Origin of the sequence: Acinetobacter sp. 148 (genome assembly GCF_031196675.1) — a bacterium.
GTDB lineage: Bacteria > Pseudomonadota > Gammaproteobacteria > Pseudomonadales > Moraxellaceae > Acinetobacter > Acinetobacter baumannii.
Genome location: NZ_JAVIMT010000080.1, coordinates 22679 through 40522 on the forward strand (window position 1 = coordinate 22679; position 17844 = coordinate 40522).

14 protein-coding genes are annotated in these 17844 nt (G+C 34.7%); 6 read left to right on the plus strand and 8 right to left on the minus strand.

The window, feature by feature from the left end; all coding sequences use genetic code 11:
- The first annotated feature begins 788 nt into the window (after positions 1 to 788).
- Complete coding sequence (locus RFX69_RS13830; RefSeq protein ID WP_000044010.1) at positions 789 to 1025, plus strand: hypothetical protein; 237 nt, start codon at positions 789 to 791, stop codon at positions 1023 to 1025.
- A 165-nt stretch (positions 1026 to 1190) separates the two neighbouring features.
- On the plus strand, positions 1191 to 1778 hold the full coding sequence (locus RFX69_RS13835) for a uracil-DNA glycosylase family protein (protein ID WP_000582747.1): 588 nt from the start codon (positions 1191 to 1193) through the stop codon (positions 1776 to 1778).
- A gap of 8 nt (positions 1779 to 1786) precedes the next feature.
- Here RFX69_RS13835 and RFX69_RS13840 read toward each other — a convergent pair whose 3' ends face one another.
- Positions 1787 to 3346, minus strand: a complete 1560-nt coding sequence (locus RFX69_RS13840) for a phospholipase D family protein (RefSeq protein WP_289332771.1) — start codon at positions 3344 to 3346, stop codon at positions 1787 to 1789.
- Positions 3347 to 3778: 432 nt separating this feature from the next.
- On the opposite strand from RFX69_RS13840, the gene RFX69_RS13845 reads away from it, so the two are divergent.
- Complete coding sequence (locus RFX69_RS13845) at positions 3779 to 4246, plus strand: hypothetical protein (RefSeq protein ID WP_289332770.1); 468 nt, start codon at positions 3779 to 3781, stop codon at positions 4244 to 4246.
- An 811-nt stretch (positions 4247 to 5057) separates the two neighbouring features.
- Positions 5058 to 5423, plus strand: a complete 366-nt coding sequence (locus RFX69_RS13850; RefSeq protein WP_289332769.1) for a hypothetical protein — start codon at positions 5058 to 5060, stop codon at positions 5421 to 5423.
- Positions 5424 to 5500: 77 nt separating this feature from the next.
- Here RFX69_RS13850 and RFX69_RS13855 read toward each other — a convergent pair whose 3' ends face one another.
- On the minus strand, positions 5501 to 6664 hold the full coding sequence (locus RFX69_RS13855; protein WP_289332768.1) for a catalase family protein: 1164 nt from the start codon (positions 6662 to 6664) through the stop codon (positions 5501 to 5503).
- A 182-nt stretch (positions 6665 to 6846) separates the two neighbouring features.
- Here RFX69_RS13855 and RFX69_RS13860 point away from each other — a divergent pair, with 182 nt between their 5' ends.
- Positions 6847 to 8718, plus strand: coding sequence for a phage capsid protein (locus RFX69_RS13860; protein WP_289332767.1), 1872 nt, complete (start codon positions 6847 to 6849; stop codon positions 8716 to 8718).
- A 229-nt stretch (positions 8719 to 8947) separates the two neighbouring features.
- On the plus strand, positions 8948 to 10057 hold the full coding sequence (locus tag RFX69_RS13865; protein WP_033853668.1) for an S-(hydroxymethyl)glutathione dehydrogenase/class III alcohol dehydrogenase: 1110 nt from the start codon (positions 8948 to 8950) through the stop codon (positions 10055 to 10057).
- Between the two features lie 57 nt (positions 10058 to 10114).
- Here the strand turns inward: RFX69_RS13865 and RFX69_RS13870 are convergent, their stop codons facing one another.
- The 6 genes from RFX69_RS13870 to RFX69_RS13895 all read right to left on the minus strand — a co-directional run bounded on the left by RFX69_RS13870 (position 10115) and on the right by RFX69_RS13895 (position 16962).
- Positions 10115 to 11089, minus strand: coding sequence for a DUF4882 family protein (locus RFX69_RS13870; RefSeq protein WP_289332766.1), 975 nt, complete (start codon positions 11087 to 11089; stop codon positions 10115 to 10117).
- 112 nt (positions 11090 to 11201) lie between these two features.
- On the minus strand, positions 11202 to 12212 hold the full coding sequence (locus RFX69_RS13875; protein WP_000821736.1) for a fimbrial protein: 1011 nt from the start codon (positions 12210 to 12212) through the stop codon (positions 11202 to 11204).
- A complete protein-coding gene (locus RFX69_RS13880) occupies positions 12209 to 14767 on the minus strand; it encodes a fimbria/pilus outer membrane usher protein (RefSeq protein WP_253821457.1) in 2559 nt (852 codons plus the stop codon). Before RFX69_RS13880 ends, RFX69_RS13875 begins: the two co-directional genes overlap by 4 nt.
- 57 nt (positions 14768 to 14824) lie before the next feature.
- A complete protein-coding gene (locus RFX69_RS13885; RefSeq protein ID WP_000774086.1) occupies positions 14825 to 15559 on the minus strand; it encodes a molecular chaperone in 735 nt (244 codons plus the stop codon).
- Between the two features lie 88 nt (positions 15560 to 15647).
- Positions 15648 to 16181 (minus strand): fimbrial protein, encoded by a 534-nt coding sequence (locus tag RFX69_RS13890; RefSeq protein WP_000731819.1) that lies wholly within the window; start codon positions 16179 to 16181, stop codon positions 15648 to 15650.
- 490 nt (positions 16182 to 16671) lie between these two features.
- Complete coding sequence (locus RFX69_RS13895) at positions 16672 to 16962, minus strand: hypothetical protein (protein ID WP_000794351.1); 291 nt, start codon at positions 16960 to 16962, stop codon at positions 16672 to 16674.
- Between the last annotated feature and the right edge of the window lie 882 nt (positions 16963 to 17844).

The window sequence follows — 17844 nt, forward strand, 5'->3', positions numbered from 1 at the left end:
TAAATGATAATCGTGTCACAAAAAAGTTCATTTTGTTGCAAATCATCGCTTTCCTATCTTGACTAAAAGATCGACATTAAATACATTGGAAGAGTATTTAAAGATAAATAAGATTGCTTAAAGCAATTAATAATACTGCTTAATCCTGAAATACAGTAGAAAGCCTATTCTGTTTTGAGAATAGGCTTTTTGCTTTGTATCAAAATTTATTTTCTCAAAATATTATACTTTTTAATTAACATAAAAATTAAATACCTTACAAAAGCGGCTCAAATGAAAGCCCTTAAATAACAAAGAATATGCTATTAATTTAAGTTGATTTATCAGAAGTTTCTCCGTCAATTGAAGAGGTGCAAAATGTTAAAGTCAATTTTAGTATTAGGAACAGGTATTGCGATTGGCATGTGTATGTACAAGAAAAAGCAAAAGAACAGTAAGAGCTTCTCTACTGATAGTGATACCGACTCATTGATTAGTAAGGATAATAATAAGAGTAAAGATGACAATTCACTCGATAATGCTGTCCAGGTTTAAAGTTAAATGCAAGGGTTCATACGTGAGCCCTTTAAATATTATTTTTTATAAAATTAATTTTACTTAAAATAAAGATAGCTTTAATAAGTTAATTTAATAATAAAACTTATTTTTAAAGATATTCCACTATTCATTTAATTATTAAATAAATATGTTTAAAACAAAAAAAAACACTTCAAATGTTAAATTTTACACATTGTAGCAAAACACCCTTTACTATTTTTTATGTTAAGAATAAAAAAATGGAGATTAGAATGTCAAAGCGCCATATTTTAAAAGAAGTTAATGCGAAAAGTATGTGTGGGATGGAAATTGTAGTAGAACAAATTTTTGAAAATACATTGGAGAAAAATTTAGCTTCGGCTGAAATCGAACAAAACTGGTTACCGCTTTCCAAGATTGTGATTTCAGATAAAGTTATCAATTTAGATCAAGATAACACCTTTGCTCATCCCAGAACAGGGAAAGTCTTTAAAGTTTTAAATTCTTAAATATTTTGGTTTTAGCATGAATATAAAATTAGAAATGATTGAGGCGAAACAACAAAACGTTTCGCCTCAATACATTTAATTAAGATACTTTGCACTTCTTGACTCGTGATTAACCTTAAAATACGTTAAGTTATTTATAAATTTTGAAGTAAATACTGATTTTTTATGATAATTGAGATAGAAACCCATCCACTGCAACCGTTTTTGCCAGAAAATGCCCGTTTATTAATGTTAGGAAGTTTTCCACCACCACGTAATAAATGGAAGATGGACTTTTACTATCCGAACTTTCAAAACGATATGTGGAGAATTTTTGGTTTAATCTTTTTTCAAGATAAAACTTATTTTTTAAGTGAGAACCAAAAAAGTTTTAATGAAGAAGCTATCCGCAGTTTCCTGATTGAGACAGGCGTTGCTATTTTTGATACGGCGTATCAAATTAAACGCCTAAGGGGCAATGCTTCCGACAAATTTCTTGAAATTGTCACTCCGACAGACTTAGCAGTTTTATTGAAACAGATTCCTCAATGTCACACTATTATGACTACGGGCGATAAAGCCACAGATACCTTAATCTCAGTTTTACCTGAGAACACGGAAAAACCCTTAATTGGGACATCTACATCAACTTATTTTGCAGACCGCGATATTAATTTATATCGATTACCGTCATCTTCTAGAGCATATCCATTAGCTCTCGAGAAAAAAGCAGAAGCCTATCAGAAATTCTTTAAGGAAATCGGTTTCTTGTAATAAGAAAATTACATCATCCACTCAATTGGCAAATAAGAGACAGCTTTAATCATTGTTCTCTGAAAACGGCTGGTTCCTGGGTCTTTATCATATTCAATGACTTGTCCGTTAGCTTGGTAATCTAGCCAAGTAATTTGGCCTTGGCTATTTAGCTTAAGTTGATATGCTACTTGAGGTAAATGTTGATCTAACATGACAGAAATCTGAGTTTGTAATTGACTGGACTCAATCACCAAACCTACTTCGGTGTTTAAATAGGTAGAGCGGGGGTCAAAGTTAAATGATCCGATAAAGACTTTACCATCTACATCAAAAAACTTGGCATGCAAGCTCGACTTATTTTTTCCTTTTGCTGGTATAACGCTGCCTGTTACGATTTCGTACCACGTTCTACATCGTCGTTCCAGAACAGGTTTAAACTCATACAGTTCAATACCATTCTTAAGCATTTCTACACGGTATTGGCTATAAAAGGCATGTACGATCGCAACATCGTTTGCAGCAAAAGAATTTGTTAAAGCGCGGACTTTTATGCCTTCAACTCGTAGTTGCTTTAAGTAATAAGTGCCTTGTTGGGTAGGTACAAAATAAGCTGAAGCTAATTCTAAGTGTTGCTTAGGCTTACCCATAATAGACATGACTTGGCCATAAAGCATTTCATGTTCAGTTGCAGTGCCCAGTATTTTCTTCGGAGAATCAGCCACGAAATGGGCCTTAGACCATTGAATAGGGTTATGCTCTAAAAGCTCTTTTAAATAACTCTGCGCATCGTAAAGCTTATCTTCAGTGAGGCTATGGTCTTCGTGGTGGAGTTGTTCATAGTGCTCTCTTAAAGCTTTTAAATGATGCTCAGCACAAGTTCCGATAATATCAGTTGCATTTACGCTTAAAGTACTTTCCCAAAAATCAGCAAATACAGCTTGGGCATGTCGCACTGCATGCCCGTAAAATAAGATATCCATATCTGTAAATTGAAACTTACTACTTGCTTCAAAATATTCACTACTAATATTTCTACCGCCTGTTACTGCAATCGATGCATCTGCAATAATGAGCTTATTGTGCATCCGATGATTTACTTTTTTAAATCGAAAGAGATAATCGAAGATACGTAAGTAACGAAATTTATAAGGATTAAATAATCTAATTTCAAAGTTGGTATGCTGTAAAAGGCTTCTTAATATGCCATCAAGCTTTATACCGTTTTGATCATCAATTAATAAGCGAACTTTGATGCCACGATCCGCTGCCTTGAGCAGCTCATGTAAAATAAGGTTCCCCACAAAATCATTGGTCCAAATGTAGTATTGTAGATCAATCGTTTCCTTGGCATTTCTAATTAAATAAATCCGTGATGCAATACTCATGAATGCGTCATCAAGAGCTACAAAGGCAGTAAGACCTTGCTGAGTTTTTTCCTCTGCTGCCTCATCATTCAACCAATTATTTGTCTTTATCACTATATCTTTCTCATTAGGATCATATTTATCTGTATAAGAAGGTAAATCAGTAAAGCCCCAAGCACTTAAGGCCATAGTACTGTACTGCTCATATAGCTGGTTGATCATGTAAGCATTTAATTTGCATCCAGGTTAGAGCTATAAGAGCATTCTTATATTCAATTTATATGTCAAAATTCACAATAACTGTATGATTTTGTTATAATCTAAGAAGGTTAAAATTTAAAATATAATAAAAACAGAAGTTTATAAATTATTTTTTAAATTTTCTATAGTTATATATGAGTAATTAACGTAATTATGTGAGCTGTATTTTATTGCAAACAATTATTTCGATAGTTTACGTTTTTTATAAGTAAAACAGTGACGTAGTTATCTTTGTCGTTATAAGATGCGTTTTATTAGATACTCAGATTTCATAACTTTACATTACTTACAATTAAGTTACCAACAACTACATTACAACACATGATTTCTATCATACTTCCTTAAAAAGCTGAGTAAGCAACCAGCCAGAAAGAGGAAGGAAGGAGATAGGAAATGCCACAATATTTAATGATTGCTGAAAAGGTGTATAAAAAAATTAAAGAAGATGATCTTTTCTCTGATACTCCGACCGAGCATTTAAATAACTTAATAGGTGTGATTCGAAAGGAAATCAAAGGTACAAAGTTTAAACTTAAATATAATTTTATTGATTTTGATGAATGTTTAACAAAGCCACTAAATGAATGTGCCGTAAAAATTGATATTAGCCTCATGCCTAGTCATAAAAATAAAGATGAATATATTTTATGGTTAGCTGGATTTATAGAAGGAATGACGACAGGCGGAGAAACCCATCTTCCACCTATCTCAAAATTTATTCCGCCCGATTTTAAGTTTAATTGCGAATTTGACAATGCTAAGACACCAGCAAAATCTACACATCCAGATGATGAAGGTGAACTGATCATTAACTATTTTAAATCTGAAGCTTTTATGAAAATTATAAACGAAGAAAAATAATGTGATAAGAAATATAGAAGGGTTTCTGCCGTACTTCTATTCATAGCTGTTAAAATTCAGCAACCGCCTTTTGGGGCGGTTTTTTGTGGCTTAATCTCTTTTTTATCTCGTTCTCTTCACATAAGTTTTCATTGTAAACAGAACTCACTTGTTCCCTATAAAAACAGATACATAGATTAGTGCTACCTTTTACTTATCTTCATTGAGTAAGGAGATAAGATATTTTGAAATATTTTCTTTTTGCTTCAATTTAAGCTTTTCACATACCTTTCAAAAAAGATATGGTGAAAAATTTCCCTTTTAGACAATTGAGTCTAGAAGAATTCTGAATTTCTAAAAAACTTCCATAATTGTTGGTTTTTTAAGGAGGTGTCTATGCTCCATAATATTAGACAATTTTTCTGCATGCACATCTGGGAATATGATTTTGATATTTCACATGATGAAGTCAGAGAATGCAGAAAGTGCGGGAAAATTCATAAAATGAAGAGTTCCCATAAAATGACTTAAGGTTAAAGCGAAATACTTCAGTCATACTAAACCAATTAAAGATAAGCTCAATAATTAAAAGTATTGAGCTTATTTATTTTAAAGAAGAGCATAGTTTAATTTAGTAATCATATAAAACCTATTAATTTACTCAGAATATAATTCAAAGTAGTTCACACTTTAAAATAATAAAAAGTTGCAACTTACATAAAACTCTATTAATTTTAAAAAATAAATAACACTTCAATAAAAACTGAAAACTTAAATTTATAACTTTAATTTTATACTCATATTTTATAAAAAAATTGATAAGGAGATAGAAATGCCAAAATACTTACTATTAGCAGAAAAAATTTCTAAAAACATTAAACAAGATTCTTCAAACAATTATCTAAAAAACTTAAATAATTTAATTATAGAAATTAAAAAAGCCATTACAGGAACGGAATTAAAATTTTTATATAATTTTTTAGATTTCGGTGGTTCGCTGCTTAACCTTCAAGATGAAGTATTGCTCAAATTTGATAGCAGTCTGATTCCTAGCTATAAAAATGAAGAAGATTTTATTTTATGGTTAGCAGACTTCATTGATCGGATCACCATAGATACAAGTAAAGGAGATTATCCAATAAAAAAGAATTTAACCAACCTAAGCTCTATTGCTGAGAAATTGATTTATAGACATTAGAAAATCTATGGCCATCCTCATCAAATACTGAACTATAAAGAACTGCTTTGGTTATTGGCAGTTCTTTTATACTTAAATTAGTTTTTGGGTTCTTGTCGGGGAGCTGAGTTGATATCGTGTCTAACTCTGCTTATATTTTCATAAATAATTTTACGCATTCTATTTATTGCGCCAAGCGGTTTATGTTCAGGTAAAGCATGCCACGGTGTAAAAGAGAGATTTTCACAAAATTGATTCTGTTCAGGTGTATCAAAGCTTTGCTTTGGAATATGAATGGTCGCAACTTGGTAAAAAGGTGCTTCATTTTCTTTCCACTCGGACATTGCATCTTCAACCAACATTTTAGTCGAAGTTCTTGGCTGTATAAGAAATTCCATACACACGTCTTGCTTTTGCAATGTATCTTTTAAGGCATCTCGTAAAAAATTATGGCTAGGGTGATCAGGTAGAGTTGCAGACACTGTAGAGCAATTTCTTACGGAGTATTTAACCGCTTGACGGTCAACACCTAATCCTAATTGATAGGGCACCATAGACCAGTACCGTGCATATAATGGATTTGCAATTTTAGAATTACGCGCGCCTAAAGCATTCATAGTACCTTTAAAACCTAAAGCAAACGGCATATGAAGCTTTCTGATCATATTATGGCTATTTAGATCGTTCATAAAAGAAAGGTATCTTTGCCCGTCATTTACAAAAAAGACGGGGTGATTAATCATAATAAAGTCTTGAGTTGTAGCTTCTTTTTCATTTTCTAAAATTTTCTGACCTGATACACCTAAGATTTTTATTGCCATTCCACGTGCGTCTTTTTCAATATCTGCTCTAGAAGCATTATTAGAAGCATTCGAAAAACGAATCCATGCTTCATAGTTTTTATCTGGAATAAAAATACCTTTTGCAAGTTGAGCTGGTATATTTTTAAATACATGAAATTCAGCACGAACACATCCATGCGCTTTAGGGTGTGCATCACGCAAAGCATTTCCCGCCGTATACTGTTCACGAATCGACTTCTCAATAACTTGAGTTATTTGATGAGCTATTACTTCCTCATTCGGTTGTAACTTTTCTCCTAATGCTGTATCGATCTCCGGATAGTCGATATTTTCTAAAGAAGACTTTACTGATGGGATTGTTTGGGAATATAGCGTTTCACTACAACCTATTGATACAAACAGAAGAGGAGTAAATATAAACAAAGCCTTAAAACTGATAGGCTGTATTAATTTTGACATTTATAATCTCCTCGGTAGAAAAAATATTTTAGAATAATATTAAGTTTTTTGTTTAAGTTTATTTTGAGCTTTTTAAAAATATTCACTGTAAATAATTTAAACGTCATTGTTACTTATCTGAACAGTAAAATAAGAATACTTATTTAATATAAAACTTCTTAATACATTAAGAGAATGACGTCATGATAACTAATCGACAAAATGTGCAAAATAATACTAATACATCACCTCATCCAATTACCCAAAATACACTTATTGATCGGTTTAGTCCTATTTACTGGAGAATAGACGGCCCACAAACCATGTCTTTTGCCATTACAAATTATGGAAATGGATTTGAAGCATCTTTTAGATCACGTATGACAAATGACTTGGTAGGGATTAGCTGGGATTCTTATGATACGAAAGATCATAAACTTTTAGCATATGAAACCAAATATAGTTATGCAGGGGTAGTTTGGGATTTTGATATTGAATTATCGGCTTCTATGCCCGTACTTAATAATCCAAGTTTAACGCCAACTTTAACGGTGTACTATCATGACAGTGGCGTAGATAAAATTGCATATATCGTCTTATTTAATTATGCAAATAATCCTTCGTCGCGAACGGCGCACATTCATATTAACTGGGACACAGTTAAAGCCGGTTTTTCTGCTACAGATAGCTTTCCGGTAACCAATATTCAACGTATCTCATTTTCAGGCTTTACTAGCCACTATAACGGCCAGTCAGCTACGCCTTTAAGCCAGCCGGAAGATGGTTATATTCGTATTACCAATTCAGTCGTGACTGGAACAAATGCAAAGTTAAATCTGAGTCGTGTTGTTGTACCCCAGCACAATTATGGGATCTGTACCAGCTATGATGACCATTATGACTTGAACCCGCAGCGCCTAGTCAACAATATGGTCGCTTTGGGATATCAGGGATTGGTAAACCACTATTGTGGAATGTCGCATTATCCCGAAATGACATGGAAAAGCGATATTAATAAATGGCAAATACCAGATACGTTGGTAACAGGTGAGGCAGTCGTCAACACATGTGCCCGAAAATGGCATGAGAAATATGCCCAAGCTCTACATAATGCAAACATGCAACCCATTTTTGGGGTAAGTTTTGAGATGTATTCACTTGGAGCAAATGAGTTTTGGGCACAGCGTGACTGGAATAGTAATTTAGGTAAAACAGGTTACCAACCACCGAGTTATTTCTTTAGCTTAAGTGATCAAAATGCTTTGGCTTATTTGCACAAAGTTTTTAGTGAGTTCGCAGATACAATGGTTGCTGGCGGCTGTAATGTTAACATGCAAATTGGTGAACCTTGGTGGTGGTATAACACGGACACGAATCTACCTTGTGTGTATGACTATCCAACAAAATTAGCCTTTAATGCCGATACAGGACTATATGCGCCAGACCTAGGCACAATCTATGAGGCTATGAATAAAACAGGTACGCCGTATGATGAGTTTAAAACTTGGTTAAGAAATAAGTTAGGACAGACCTGTCAAAATATTCGAGCAGCCATTAAAGCTAAATATGCAAATGCTCAAGTGTGTCCTTTAATATTTTTCCCATCCATTCGTTCTCCAATACAAACCCTAGCAACCTATATCAACTATCCAAGCCAGCACTACTCATATCCAAATTTTGATTACATCATGACTGAAGCTTATGACTGGCTTTTAGAAGCTAAATTAGATTTAGCTCATCAAGCTGTTTCTCAGATACCAACTCAAGATTTAGGTTATCCGGCAAATAAAGTTGCTTATTTATCTGGATTTGTACCAGATGCATCTATTGCTTATATCTATGGATTCGACAAAAACAAACCTTATCGAACTCCAATTTGGCAGAGGATTTTTGGCGATATGAAAAATAACGTATCTCTTGGCCTCATGAAGCAGTTTATCTGGGCCTATCCGCAAGTCATGTTCGATTCAATTACAATTGATACGACCCAAGCCCAAAATGGCTTCTTTGTTGAAAATACACTTTACTCACCAATTAGTGATAACACACCGTATCCACCAGATATTTACCTCTAAGTAAACATAAGCTGTTTATAAGAGACGTAATCTGATAGAAAACCTCTTCACTTAGGAGGTTTTCTTCTTTTTTTAGTACAGGCTTGCTTAGACGTTTCTGACTGGCTATGCTGTGATGGATTGTCATGAAAGCCAATTTTAATTTAAGCAAAATTAAGCTCTTGTATTACGGTTACATAATCTATTTTGCTCGACTATAAGTACCGAATGATATAAAGGAAACCCAAAGATGAAATCTCGTGCAGCTGTCGCCTTTGCCCCAGGAAAACCTTTAGAAATTGTTGAAGTTGATGTTGCACCACCCAAGGCTGGTGAGGTTTTAATAAAAATTACCCATACAGGGGTATGTCATACCGATGCTTTTACATTATCTGGCGATGACCCAGAAGGTGTTTTCCCAGCGATTTTAGGTCATGAAGGTGCAGGTGTTGTAGTTGAAGTAGGCGAGGGCGTAACAAGTGTTCAACCTGGCGACCACGTGATTCCACTTTATACAGCTGAATGTAAAGAATGCTTATTCTGTAAATCCGGAAAAACTAACTTGTGTGTTGCGGTACGTGCGACGCAAGGTAAAGGTGTAATGCCGGATGGCACCACGCGTTTTTCTTATAATGGCCAACCGATTTACCACTACATGGGTTGTTCAACCTTTAGTGAATATACAGTAGTTGCGGAAGTCTCTTTAGCTAAAATCAATCCTGAAGCGAATCACGAACAAGTATGTTTACTTGGATGTGGCGTGACGACCGGTATTGGCGCCGTACATAACACAGCTAAAGTACAAGAAGGTGATTCGGTTGCCGTATTTGGTTTAGGCGGTATTGGTTTAGCTGTTGTACAAGGTGCACGTCAAGCGAAAGCAGGACGCATTATTGTCATAGATACAAACCCAGATAAATTTGAACTTGCTAAACAGTTTGGTGCTACAGATTTCTTAAATCCAAAAGATTATGACCAACCTATTCAGCAAGTGATCGTAGAAATGACAGGTTGGGGCGTAGATCATTCATTTGAATGTATTGGTAACGTCAATGTTATGCGCTCGGCTCTAGAATGTGCACATCGTGGGTGGGGACAATCCGTTATTATTGGTGTTGCTGGTGCAGGCCAAGAAATTTCGACACGCCCATTCCAGTTAGTGACGGGCCGTAAATGGTTGGGTACTGCGTTTGGTGGAGTAAAAGGCCGTTCACAACTTCCTAAAATGGTCGAAGATGCTATGAAAGGTGAAATTCAACTTGAGCCTTTTGTAACACATACCATGCCTCTACAAGACATTAATACTGCTTTTGATTTAATGCACGAAGGTAAATCAATTCGTACTGTCATTCATTTTTAAATGACATAAAAAAGGGTTGTGATTCAGCCCTTTTTTTATCACTTATAATTTTATATCTTAGATGGCATTACCACAGATATCGGTTGTACCCTGAGGGTAGTTAAACTGTAATGCAGTACGGTCAGTAATGAGTTCATTAGACAACTCTTGTCCAAATAATTGATTAGAATATATTCCTATACTACTTGAGACAGAAAAACGTATATTCTCTAGTGGAGCAGGTAAAGTAGATTGATACCCCTGATCAACACCATTTACAATAAAGCCAACCTGCTTGGTATTCTGATTAATATACATCCCTAATCTTTGGTATTCATTTGAGTTATTTGTCATGTTTTGACCTTTATAATATGGATTGTTAGGCCCACTATTATCACTAAGTCGATAAGCTATATAATAGTTTAATCTAGCAGGATTCTCGCCAAAATCTGGATCATACCCCCCCATATCAAACCAATAGTTGGATCTAATCGTATAACCATTATTTGTTACGCCACTAAATCCAATGCTAGAGGAGTAATAAGTAGAATTTCCAAGTGATGAACTCCCAAGAGTTGATGTTGGAATTTTAAGTTCCATTTCAAATGCAATAATACCTGTGTGAGGTATTGTTAAATCACCAATTTCATTAATCGAATTCGGACTATTTATTTTACTTGTAGCAACATAATCTACGTAGCCGTACTCACTTTCTGGCCTAGGTTCCACTTTAAAACCAAATTTTTGACCAATTATCGATGGGAATATTTTTATAGGAAAATCAGGATATTCATTATTCCAGAGATCAAAATCTTCCTGAGTCGCGTTAAAATTATATTTACAGACTGGGGTAGAAGAATTAAGAGAATTTGTTTGGGCCAAAAGCATTTGAGGCGCTAATTTTTCATTCCTTGTAGTTGATGAAATGTTTTTAGATGCTACTTTTTGATTAGATTCGCTACGCGGTGCTGTATTGGTATTATCAGAAGATACCTCATACATTGCCCAACATAATGTCACTGCACTAACTGCAACTATACCTATTCTTTTCATAAATATTCCTATTAAGTTAAGTATGAAATTCTTAGAAAGTAGTGTTAAAGTAAAATTTATTATTAATATTTAAATATTTGAAATTATTAGGTTTAAAAACTATTGAATATGATTAATCATATTCAATAGTTACAGTAGCCATTGCACGGACCTTACCAGCAGTCACATTTGTTGCTGTTTGATAGTAGCGGGCAGTCATCGGTACGTTATATTGAATTGTCTGGTTAGAAGACAATGTACCTAATGCTAATTTGTCACCTTTTTTGATGACCTGATTCTTATTTTGATAATTCCAGAGTAACTGTACACCTACACCGTTTGCTTTCTCAGATGTTGGAGCAGTATTCGCTAAAACCTGATTGTTGGTACCATCTTGGGTAAAGTCGTAAGTTAAACTAATAAGGTTTTTCTCTTCATAGCCAGTAGGGTTGATACCACCATTACAGAGAATGTTCATATCAAAAGTTTGGTCGCCTTGAGTTGAGCCAACACCTTTAAAACCTGCCTTTGTAACTGTAGGCAACTGTACAACTTTATTAATATTACCTTGAATTTCACATGAAGAAGAAGCAATGGTAATTGCATTAGCATCAACAGTACTTGTTAAAAACGGCTGATTTGGAAAGCCACGGACGTAATAACTACTATATCTGCCCGGTACTAATGTTCCAGAACCAGTTTGTGGAGCAATTTTAATGATTTCTACAACAAAATAACCTGATGCCAAATAACGAGTACCAGAAATACCGCCACGTTCATAAGGGTAATAACCAGAAAAATTACTGCTATTCTCTGCTTCACGATATAAACGAATACCAATGCCAGGAATATTGGTTGTATAGATGCTATTGCCTAAGGAACTTAATGGATAAGCTTGTGTTAATTGAGCAACTACAGTATCTCTACTATCACAATACATCGCTTGTGTACCGCTACTACTGATAGGGAAAGTTGCTTTCCTTAAAACAGCACCCACTGGATCACTAGGACGTACAACAACACGGCCTACTGCCATGCGAACATCATTTGGTTGATAATTAACTATAATACATGAAGCATTCGCTTCACCATACACACCAAAGCCCGCGGTAAATAGAGCACCCGTTAATAATATTCTTTTCATTTGCAGACAGCCTCAGTCATAACTATGCTTTGTTGTTTATTTTGCAACTGATTACTAATGTTGTACTCAACCGAACAACGTTCATTACTTTCATCACCCCATTTCACATAGAGACGGTCTTGAGCAAGTGGGGTACGTAAGTAAATCATACTACCTTGTGCAACAATACCTACAGCTTCATCTTTCTGGTTAAAGACTTGCGCTGCAAACGGCAAACTGTTGCCATCAGCAGTTTTACTATTAATGTAAACTGCATAGCCTGTTTTAGTTGCAAAATCTACTTTAGCAATTGCACCAGCAAATGGGGCAATACGTTGACTTGTTTCTTCAAGTTCAACTTCGCTCGACATTTCTTGTGGGTCAAGAGTAATGTCATTAAGGCGGTATGGCGTAACATAAGGAACTACTGCATAACCCGATTTATTTACACTTAGACCAACCGTGTTATTCACTTTTGCTCCAGCAGCATCAGGTGCATGCACAAGTACCATGGTTTGGCCTTGCTCAGGTCCAAATAAAATACCATCTGAATGTGCAACTACACTACCACTTAAGCTAACCATTGCTTGCTGGTAAGAGTCAGCAATACTATAAGAGCCTCCAACAGTTGCATAGTTAGTACGGTAACGACCATTTGCGTTAAATGTTGGGTTCGCATAGTCTTGATGTGACACAGAAGCGCCGTAACTAAAGCGATCACCCACCATTCCACTTGCACCAACAGTACGGCTGTCTTCAGAAGCAGTAACGTTGACGTTGACTGAATTCTTCTTAAAGTTAATTGGGAATGAAAGCGTCATTAAATATTCAGTATCATGCGACGCATCATTTGAACCGTACTCAACCTTACGGTTAATTGCAGATAAACCATAAGTTAAACCATGGTAGTTATTACTATAACCAATCTGATACTGTTTAGTACTCTCGCTACGATTCCAGTAATCTACCCATGAACCTACCACATAGAAGTTACCCCAACCCTCAGGTAACCCTTGGTTTAAAGTAATCTGGAACTCACTACGTTGACGACCAGCAGCATAAGTGTTTACACCTTTTTCTTCCAGGTCACGTATAAGCAGGGCATCGCGCAATTTATAGAAGTTTTCGGTTGAATAACGGTAAGCTGCAAGTGTTAAGTTTGTGTTGGTCGGCGTAATTAACTTACTATAACTTAAACGGAAACTTTGACCTGATTGTGAAGCCTGTTTTTCAAACTCAGCTTCAGAGTGAGTCACGTCGAATGCAATTGCTCCAATTGGTGTAGCAACGGCAGCACCAAGCAATATTGCAGCGTAATTCTCAGATGCCTGAATTCCGGTATAGCCGGTTAAATAGTTATTAATACCTTGTTGGTATTTACCCTGAATAATCCAAGGGTCCAGATCAATGTCTTGATCACGGAACTGACCTACAGTTAATGAGTAACGGTTCATGCCTGGGCGTAACATCTGTACAACAGAGGCATAAGGCACAGAAAATTTCTGTATTTCACCATTCGCTTCGATAACAGAAACTTCAATTTCACCACCAAAGCCGGTAGGGTAAAGGTCATTAATTTCGAAGTTACCTGGTGCAACAGTTGTTTGGTAAATCAATTGGCCCTGTTGACGTACTTCAACTTTTGCATTGGTTTTTGCATTACCACGGATACGTGGAGCATAACCAAGCATACTATTCGGTAGCATTCGATCATCACTTGAAAAATCGATACCACGATAACCATATGAGTCAAATACTTCGCCGTTTGTAAAACTATCCCCAAGTGTTAAAACACCACGATATTTAGGGAAAGCTCTTTGTAAGTATGTACTTGTTTCTTGATAGTCTGATTTAGATTGATTTTCCGCAGGCGTATCTTGCCATTGCCACTGACCATTATGACGTAATTGCCAACCTGCTAAATTTAGTCCAGCCGTAACCCCCATAAAAGCATTGGTCGTTTCGCTTCGGTCACCAGACTGATTAAAAGTTTTATACGCACTACCACTATAAGACAAAAAGCCGGCATTAATCCCGCGATCCCATACGCTTGGGTCGACATAGCCTTGAGCATTTTTTTGTAATGCGACTTGAGGAATTGAAATATCTACACGTAAACGAGACGTATCGAATTCATAAAATGCGTTTTCTACCCATTCTTCAATTTTATAACAACTATTATTTTCTTTTTGAAGGGGAGCGTGCTTGGTTAAAATTTCTTGTTTTACGCCGTATTCAAGAAGGTTCATTCCAGTAAAACAAGTTACGGCATTTTGATTTGGATCTAATGCCTTGAAAATCATGCGGCGTTTACCAAACCATTGACCATTTACATAAACGTCAACGTTATATTCACCTGGTAAAACAGGGTTGCCGTACTTAAATCGAGAAATATCGACTTTCTGAGCGTCACCAATTAAAAAAGCAGAATCAAATTCAGCTTCTACAGGCGCACTCGCAGCTGCTTCTTCAGCATGCACGAACACAGGCATTGTCATTGTAACAACGCCAGAAGCCAAGTAATAACAAATATGGCGTTTTAATAATTTATAAGATTCTTGCCTTTTTTTTGGCATAGCTAAGTCCGCCTACTCACATAATAGGTGCTTAAATTTATTAAAAAGATAATCTGATTACTGAAGTTTTATTTGGTGTTCGACTCGACCACCATAGTCGTTGACATTAATAAAACTCATATCCTGAAGGTTGCTATTCTTAAGCTGAATAGAAGCTTCAGAAAAAGGCTTAACCATTAGCCCTTGAGGTAACAAATCAACTTTTTTATCTCCAACCTTTTGATAAACAGAAGTCATCGTAATGTGGAAAGGAGTTGGATTTTTTACCGTTAAATTCTGACCAGATTTAACCCATTGAAGCTTATCTGCTGCTAAATTCGCATCTTCTTTAATTGAAGCCGGACGATAGAAGAATTTGATCCGGGAACGAATTGCAAGTTGTAAGAAGTTATCAGGTGTCGTATCTGCATTTTTTGAGGTAGGTCTTGGTGGAATATCCAAAACGTTTAACCACAAAACAGTTTCTTGCTTCTGGTTAAATTGAGAAGCATTTGGAAGGGCAGTAATACGAAGCGTCTGACTTTTTGTCGCTTCAACACGAGAAATTGGAGGAGCAATCATAAAAGGAACTTTTGATTGATCCGGAGTACTTTTTGGATCACCTTCATCAATCCAAGCTTGGACAAGTGCTGGCTTTGAACCGTTATTGCTAACTTGTAGCGTAACTTCTCTAGCATCCGACGGATAAATTACACGGGTGCCATGAATTACAATTTCTGCTTGAGCGGCAGGAGCAGCAACAGATGAAGCAAACGCCAAACCTAACAAAAAATTATAACTGTTCAATTTCATTTTTCGAGTTCTCAACCAAGAAAGATTCAGGAAAGTGCTACACAAAACAGGGTTCCCATGCGGACATAGAAACCCCGCTATCAATTAATTATTGATAGATAATTGTGTATTGAACAGAAGTAGTTACTTTACCAGCAGTAGAAGCACCAGTTGCATAGTATTCAGCATAGTAGTTAAGGTCAGCACTTGCACCTTCAGCTACGTCAACCCATTGAGAGTTAGCTTGAGCACCGTTTGCACCAGCAGCAAGTACTGGGATGAAGTTATTGTTGCTACCTAAAAGTTGAACGTTAACGTTTTTAGCACCAGTAGCGTCTTGGTTAAGTAAACGACCAGTATTGAAGTCAACAGTTGCACCTGGTTCAAAGTAAGTAGCTACTTTACCTTGTGAACAGTTAGCTAAGTTGATTTGGAAAGGAGTACGGCCAGCAACATCCCCAGCAACAGCTAAAGTTTGTTTAGAAACAGTAGGAAGAGTCACTGTGAAATCTTTACCAGCAGGAGTAACGATGTCACAAGTTTTGTCTGTAACTAAACCATTAATTGTAATTGTACCATCAGCAGCTTGAGCATTCGCAATCCCTACAACCGAAAGAGCAGCGATCAAAGCAAGTTTTTTCATAGTGTTTTCTCAAAAGTCTGGATAAAAGTTTAATTCCTTACTTTTCCAGTGTTTGACATCTTGAAAAGTAATGCAACAATGCTAACACTTTTTAAACAAAATGCAAAATAGATCACATTATTTTTTCATAATTTTAATTGAGTCGCATTTTTAGGATGCAGTTAACAGCTAGTTAACACAGCTTATATAACTGTTTTATAGATAGTTTTTATTGTTTAGAAGAAAGGAATCGTAGAGATAAGAAAATTACATAAGGCTACTATGTAACAGGAAAAAGAATTAAACAATTTACGTGAAGAATAAGCTTAAATTCTTACAATACAATTATATAGAATAAATTATGCAGATGTATATAGAAAAACTATACAAATAGACATTTTTGCAGAAAAAGAGTGACCCAATACCCAATTCATAAAAAATTATGTTGAATTGTATGAATCACTCTTTTGCCAGCTTCTATAGTAATAAGTTCAAATGTGATGAAATGAGCTTAATGATAATTGATAAGTATAATCTTTCGATTAGAACCTAGACTTTCAATGCTAGTGTCCATCTTCTCTGTATGTTGAGCTAATTTATAGAGACTATCTTTATTTAAATATTCACTATCAAGTTTAATATTCAAATTGTTGACTTCGTTACATTCTATCTCATTACTTTTTGTTGAGCATGTGTCTTCAACAATATTTCCTTTAATCATTATTGTGTTATTTGCATAACAAAATAGTGGGGAAGTAGAAAATACCGCCAAAACCAAAATTTTAAATATATTATTTTTCATTTTATAAGTACCTATTTATTAAATAGTTAATATAAGTGATACAATATTTTTTATTTAAAAACAATATATAAATCAATTTCAATTAAAAAACACAAAATAATATGTGACCCGTATCTCACTAATTATTTAATTTGTTTAAATAGGTTTTATTTCTACATCTATTTTATTAAAACGATAATTAAATCACACTTTACAAATATTAGTGTATCTTAGTTATTGTAAAATTAAATTATTGATAATAAATACTTTAATTAAAATTATAAAAATTTAAACTAAAATACCAAGCTAAAAAATAATTTAATTAATTATAATATTTATTGAAATAATATATATTCACGGAAATTAAAATAATGTTTTAGCTCAGATTTTTTATTTATACGAATTAAAATATGAAAAATAAAATCACTTTTGAATAGGTTGTAAATAATTCTCGTATTTATTTAATTTTACTTAAAAACTTAAGGTAATAATAAGGCGAACTAAATTAGAAGATGTAATCTTTAAAGTATTTAAAAGGAATACAGAAAGTTGAGTATCAGAATGATTAATTTAATATTTCCGTGATGATAAAGTTGTTTGAATTTAATTGAGTAGTAAGGAGCATGGTTCATCTGAAATTTAATTTAAATTTTAATTCTTTAGCCAAGGATGATCATCTAAATTTAAGTGCAGCAAAGATTCTAAGAAAAGCTATACGGTGATCAATAAAATTATGTTAGCTATGTAAAGCTGAATAGAGAAAGATGAATGTCATATTTATGCTCAGATAGTGATGTTTAGCCAAATAACTTTAAAGCTACGTAAAGAGAGCTTTAGATCTGAAAGATAGAAATAAATAGGGATTAGTTTAAACTATATAATTGTTATTCCTAAGTAGAAATG

What these genes read in the sequence shown, in the direction of transcription:
- RFX69_RS13860 (WP_289332767.1), top strand. Translation starts at nt 6,847, where the DNA reads ATGATAACTAATCGACAAAATGTGCAAAATAATACTAATACATCACCT.
- RFX69_RS13885 (WP_000774086.1), bottom strand. Translation starts at nt 15,559, where the DNA reads ATGAAATTGAACAGTTATAATTTTTTGTTAGGTTTGGCGTTTGCTTCA.
- RFX69_RS13890 (WP_000731819.1), bottom strand. Translation starts at nt 16,181, where the DNA reads ATGAAAAAACTTGCTTTGATCGCTGCTCTTTCGGTTGTAGGGATTGCG.
- RFX69_RS13875 (WP_000821736.1), bottom strand. Translation starts at nt 12,212, where the DNA reads ATGAAAAGAATATTATTAACGGGTGCTCTATTTACCGCGGGCTTTGGT.
- RFX69_RS13840 (WP_289332771.1), bottom strand. Translation starts at nt 3,346, where the DNA reads ATGATCAACCAGCTATATGAGCAGTACAGTACTATGGCCTTAAGTGCT.
- RFX69_RS13830 (WP_000044010.1), top strand. Translation starts at nt 789, where the DNA reads ATGTCAAAGCGCCATATTTTAAAAGAAGTTAATGCGAAAAGTATGTGT.
- RFX69_RS13870 (WP_289332766.1), bottom strand. Translation starts at nt 11,089, where the DNA reads ATGAAAAGAATAGGTATAGTTGCAGTTAGTGCAGTGACATTATGTTGG.
- RFX69_RS13895 (WP_000794351.1), bottom strand. Translation starts at nt 16,962, where the DNA reads ATGAAAAATAATATATTTAAAATTTTGGTTTTGGCGGTATTTTCTACT.
- RFX69_RS13880 (WP_253821457.1), bottom strand. Translation starts at nt 14,767, where the DNA reads ATGCCAAAAAAAAGGCAAGAATCTTATAAATTATTAAAACGCCATATT.
- RFX69_RS13855 (WP_289332768.1), bottom strand. Translation starts at nt 6,664, where the DNA reads ATGTCAAAATTAATACAGCCTATCAGTTTTAAGGCTTTGTTTATATTT.
- RFX69_RS13835 (WP_000582747.1), top strand. Translation starts at nt 1,191, where the DNA reads ATGATAATTGAGATAGAAACCCATCCACTGCAACCGTTTTTGCCAGAA.
- RFX69_RS13845 (WP_289332770.1), top strand. Translation starts at nt 3,779, where the DNA reads ATGCCACAATATTTAATGATTGCTGAAAAGGTGTATAAAAAAATTAAA.
- RFX69_RS13850 (WP_289332769.1), top strand. Translation starts at nt 5,058, where the DNA reads ATGCCAAAATACTTACTATTAGCAGAAAAAATTTCTAAAAACATTAAA.
- RFX69_RS13865 (WP_033853668.1), top strand. Translation starts at nt 8,948, where the DNA reads ATGAAATCTCGTGCAGCTGTCGCCTTTGCCCCAGGAAAACCTTTAGAA.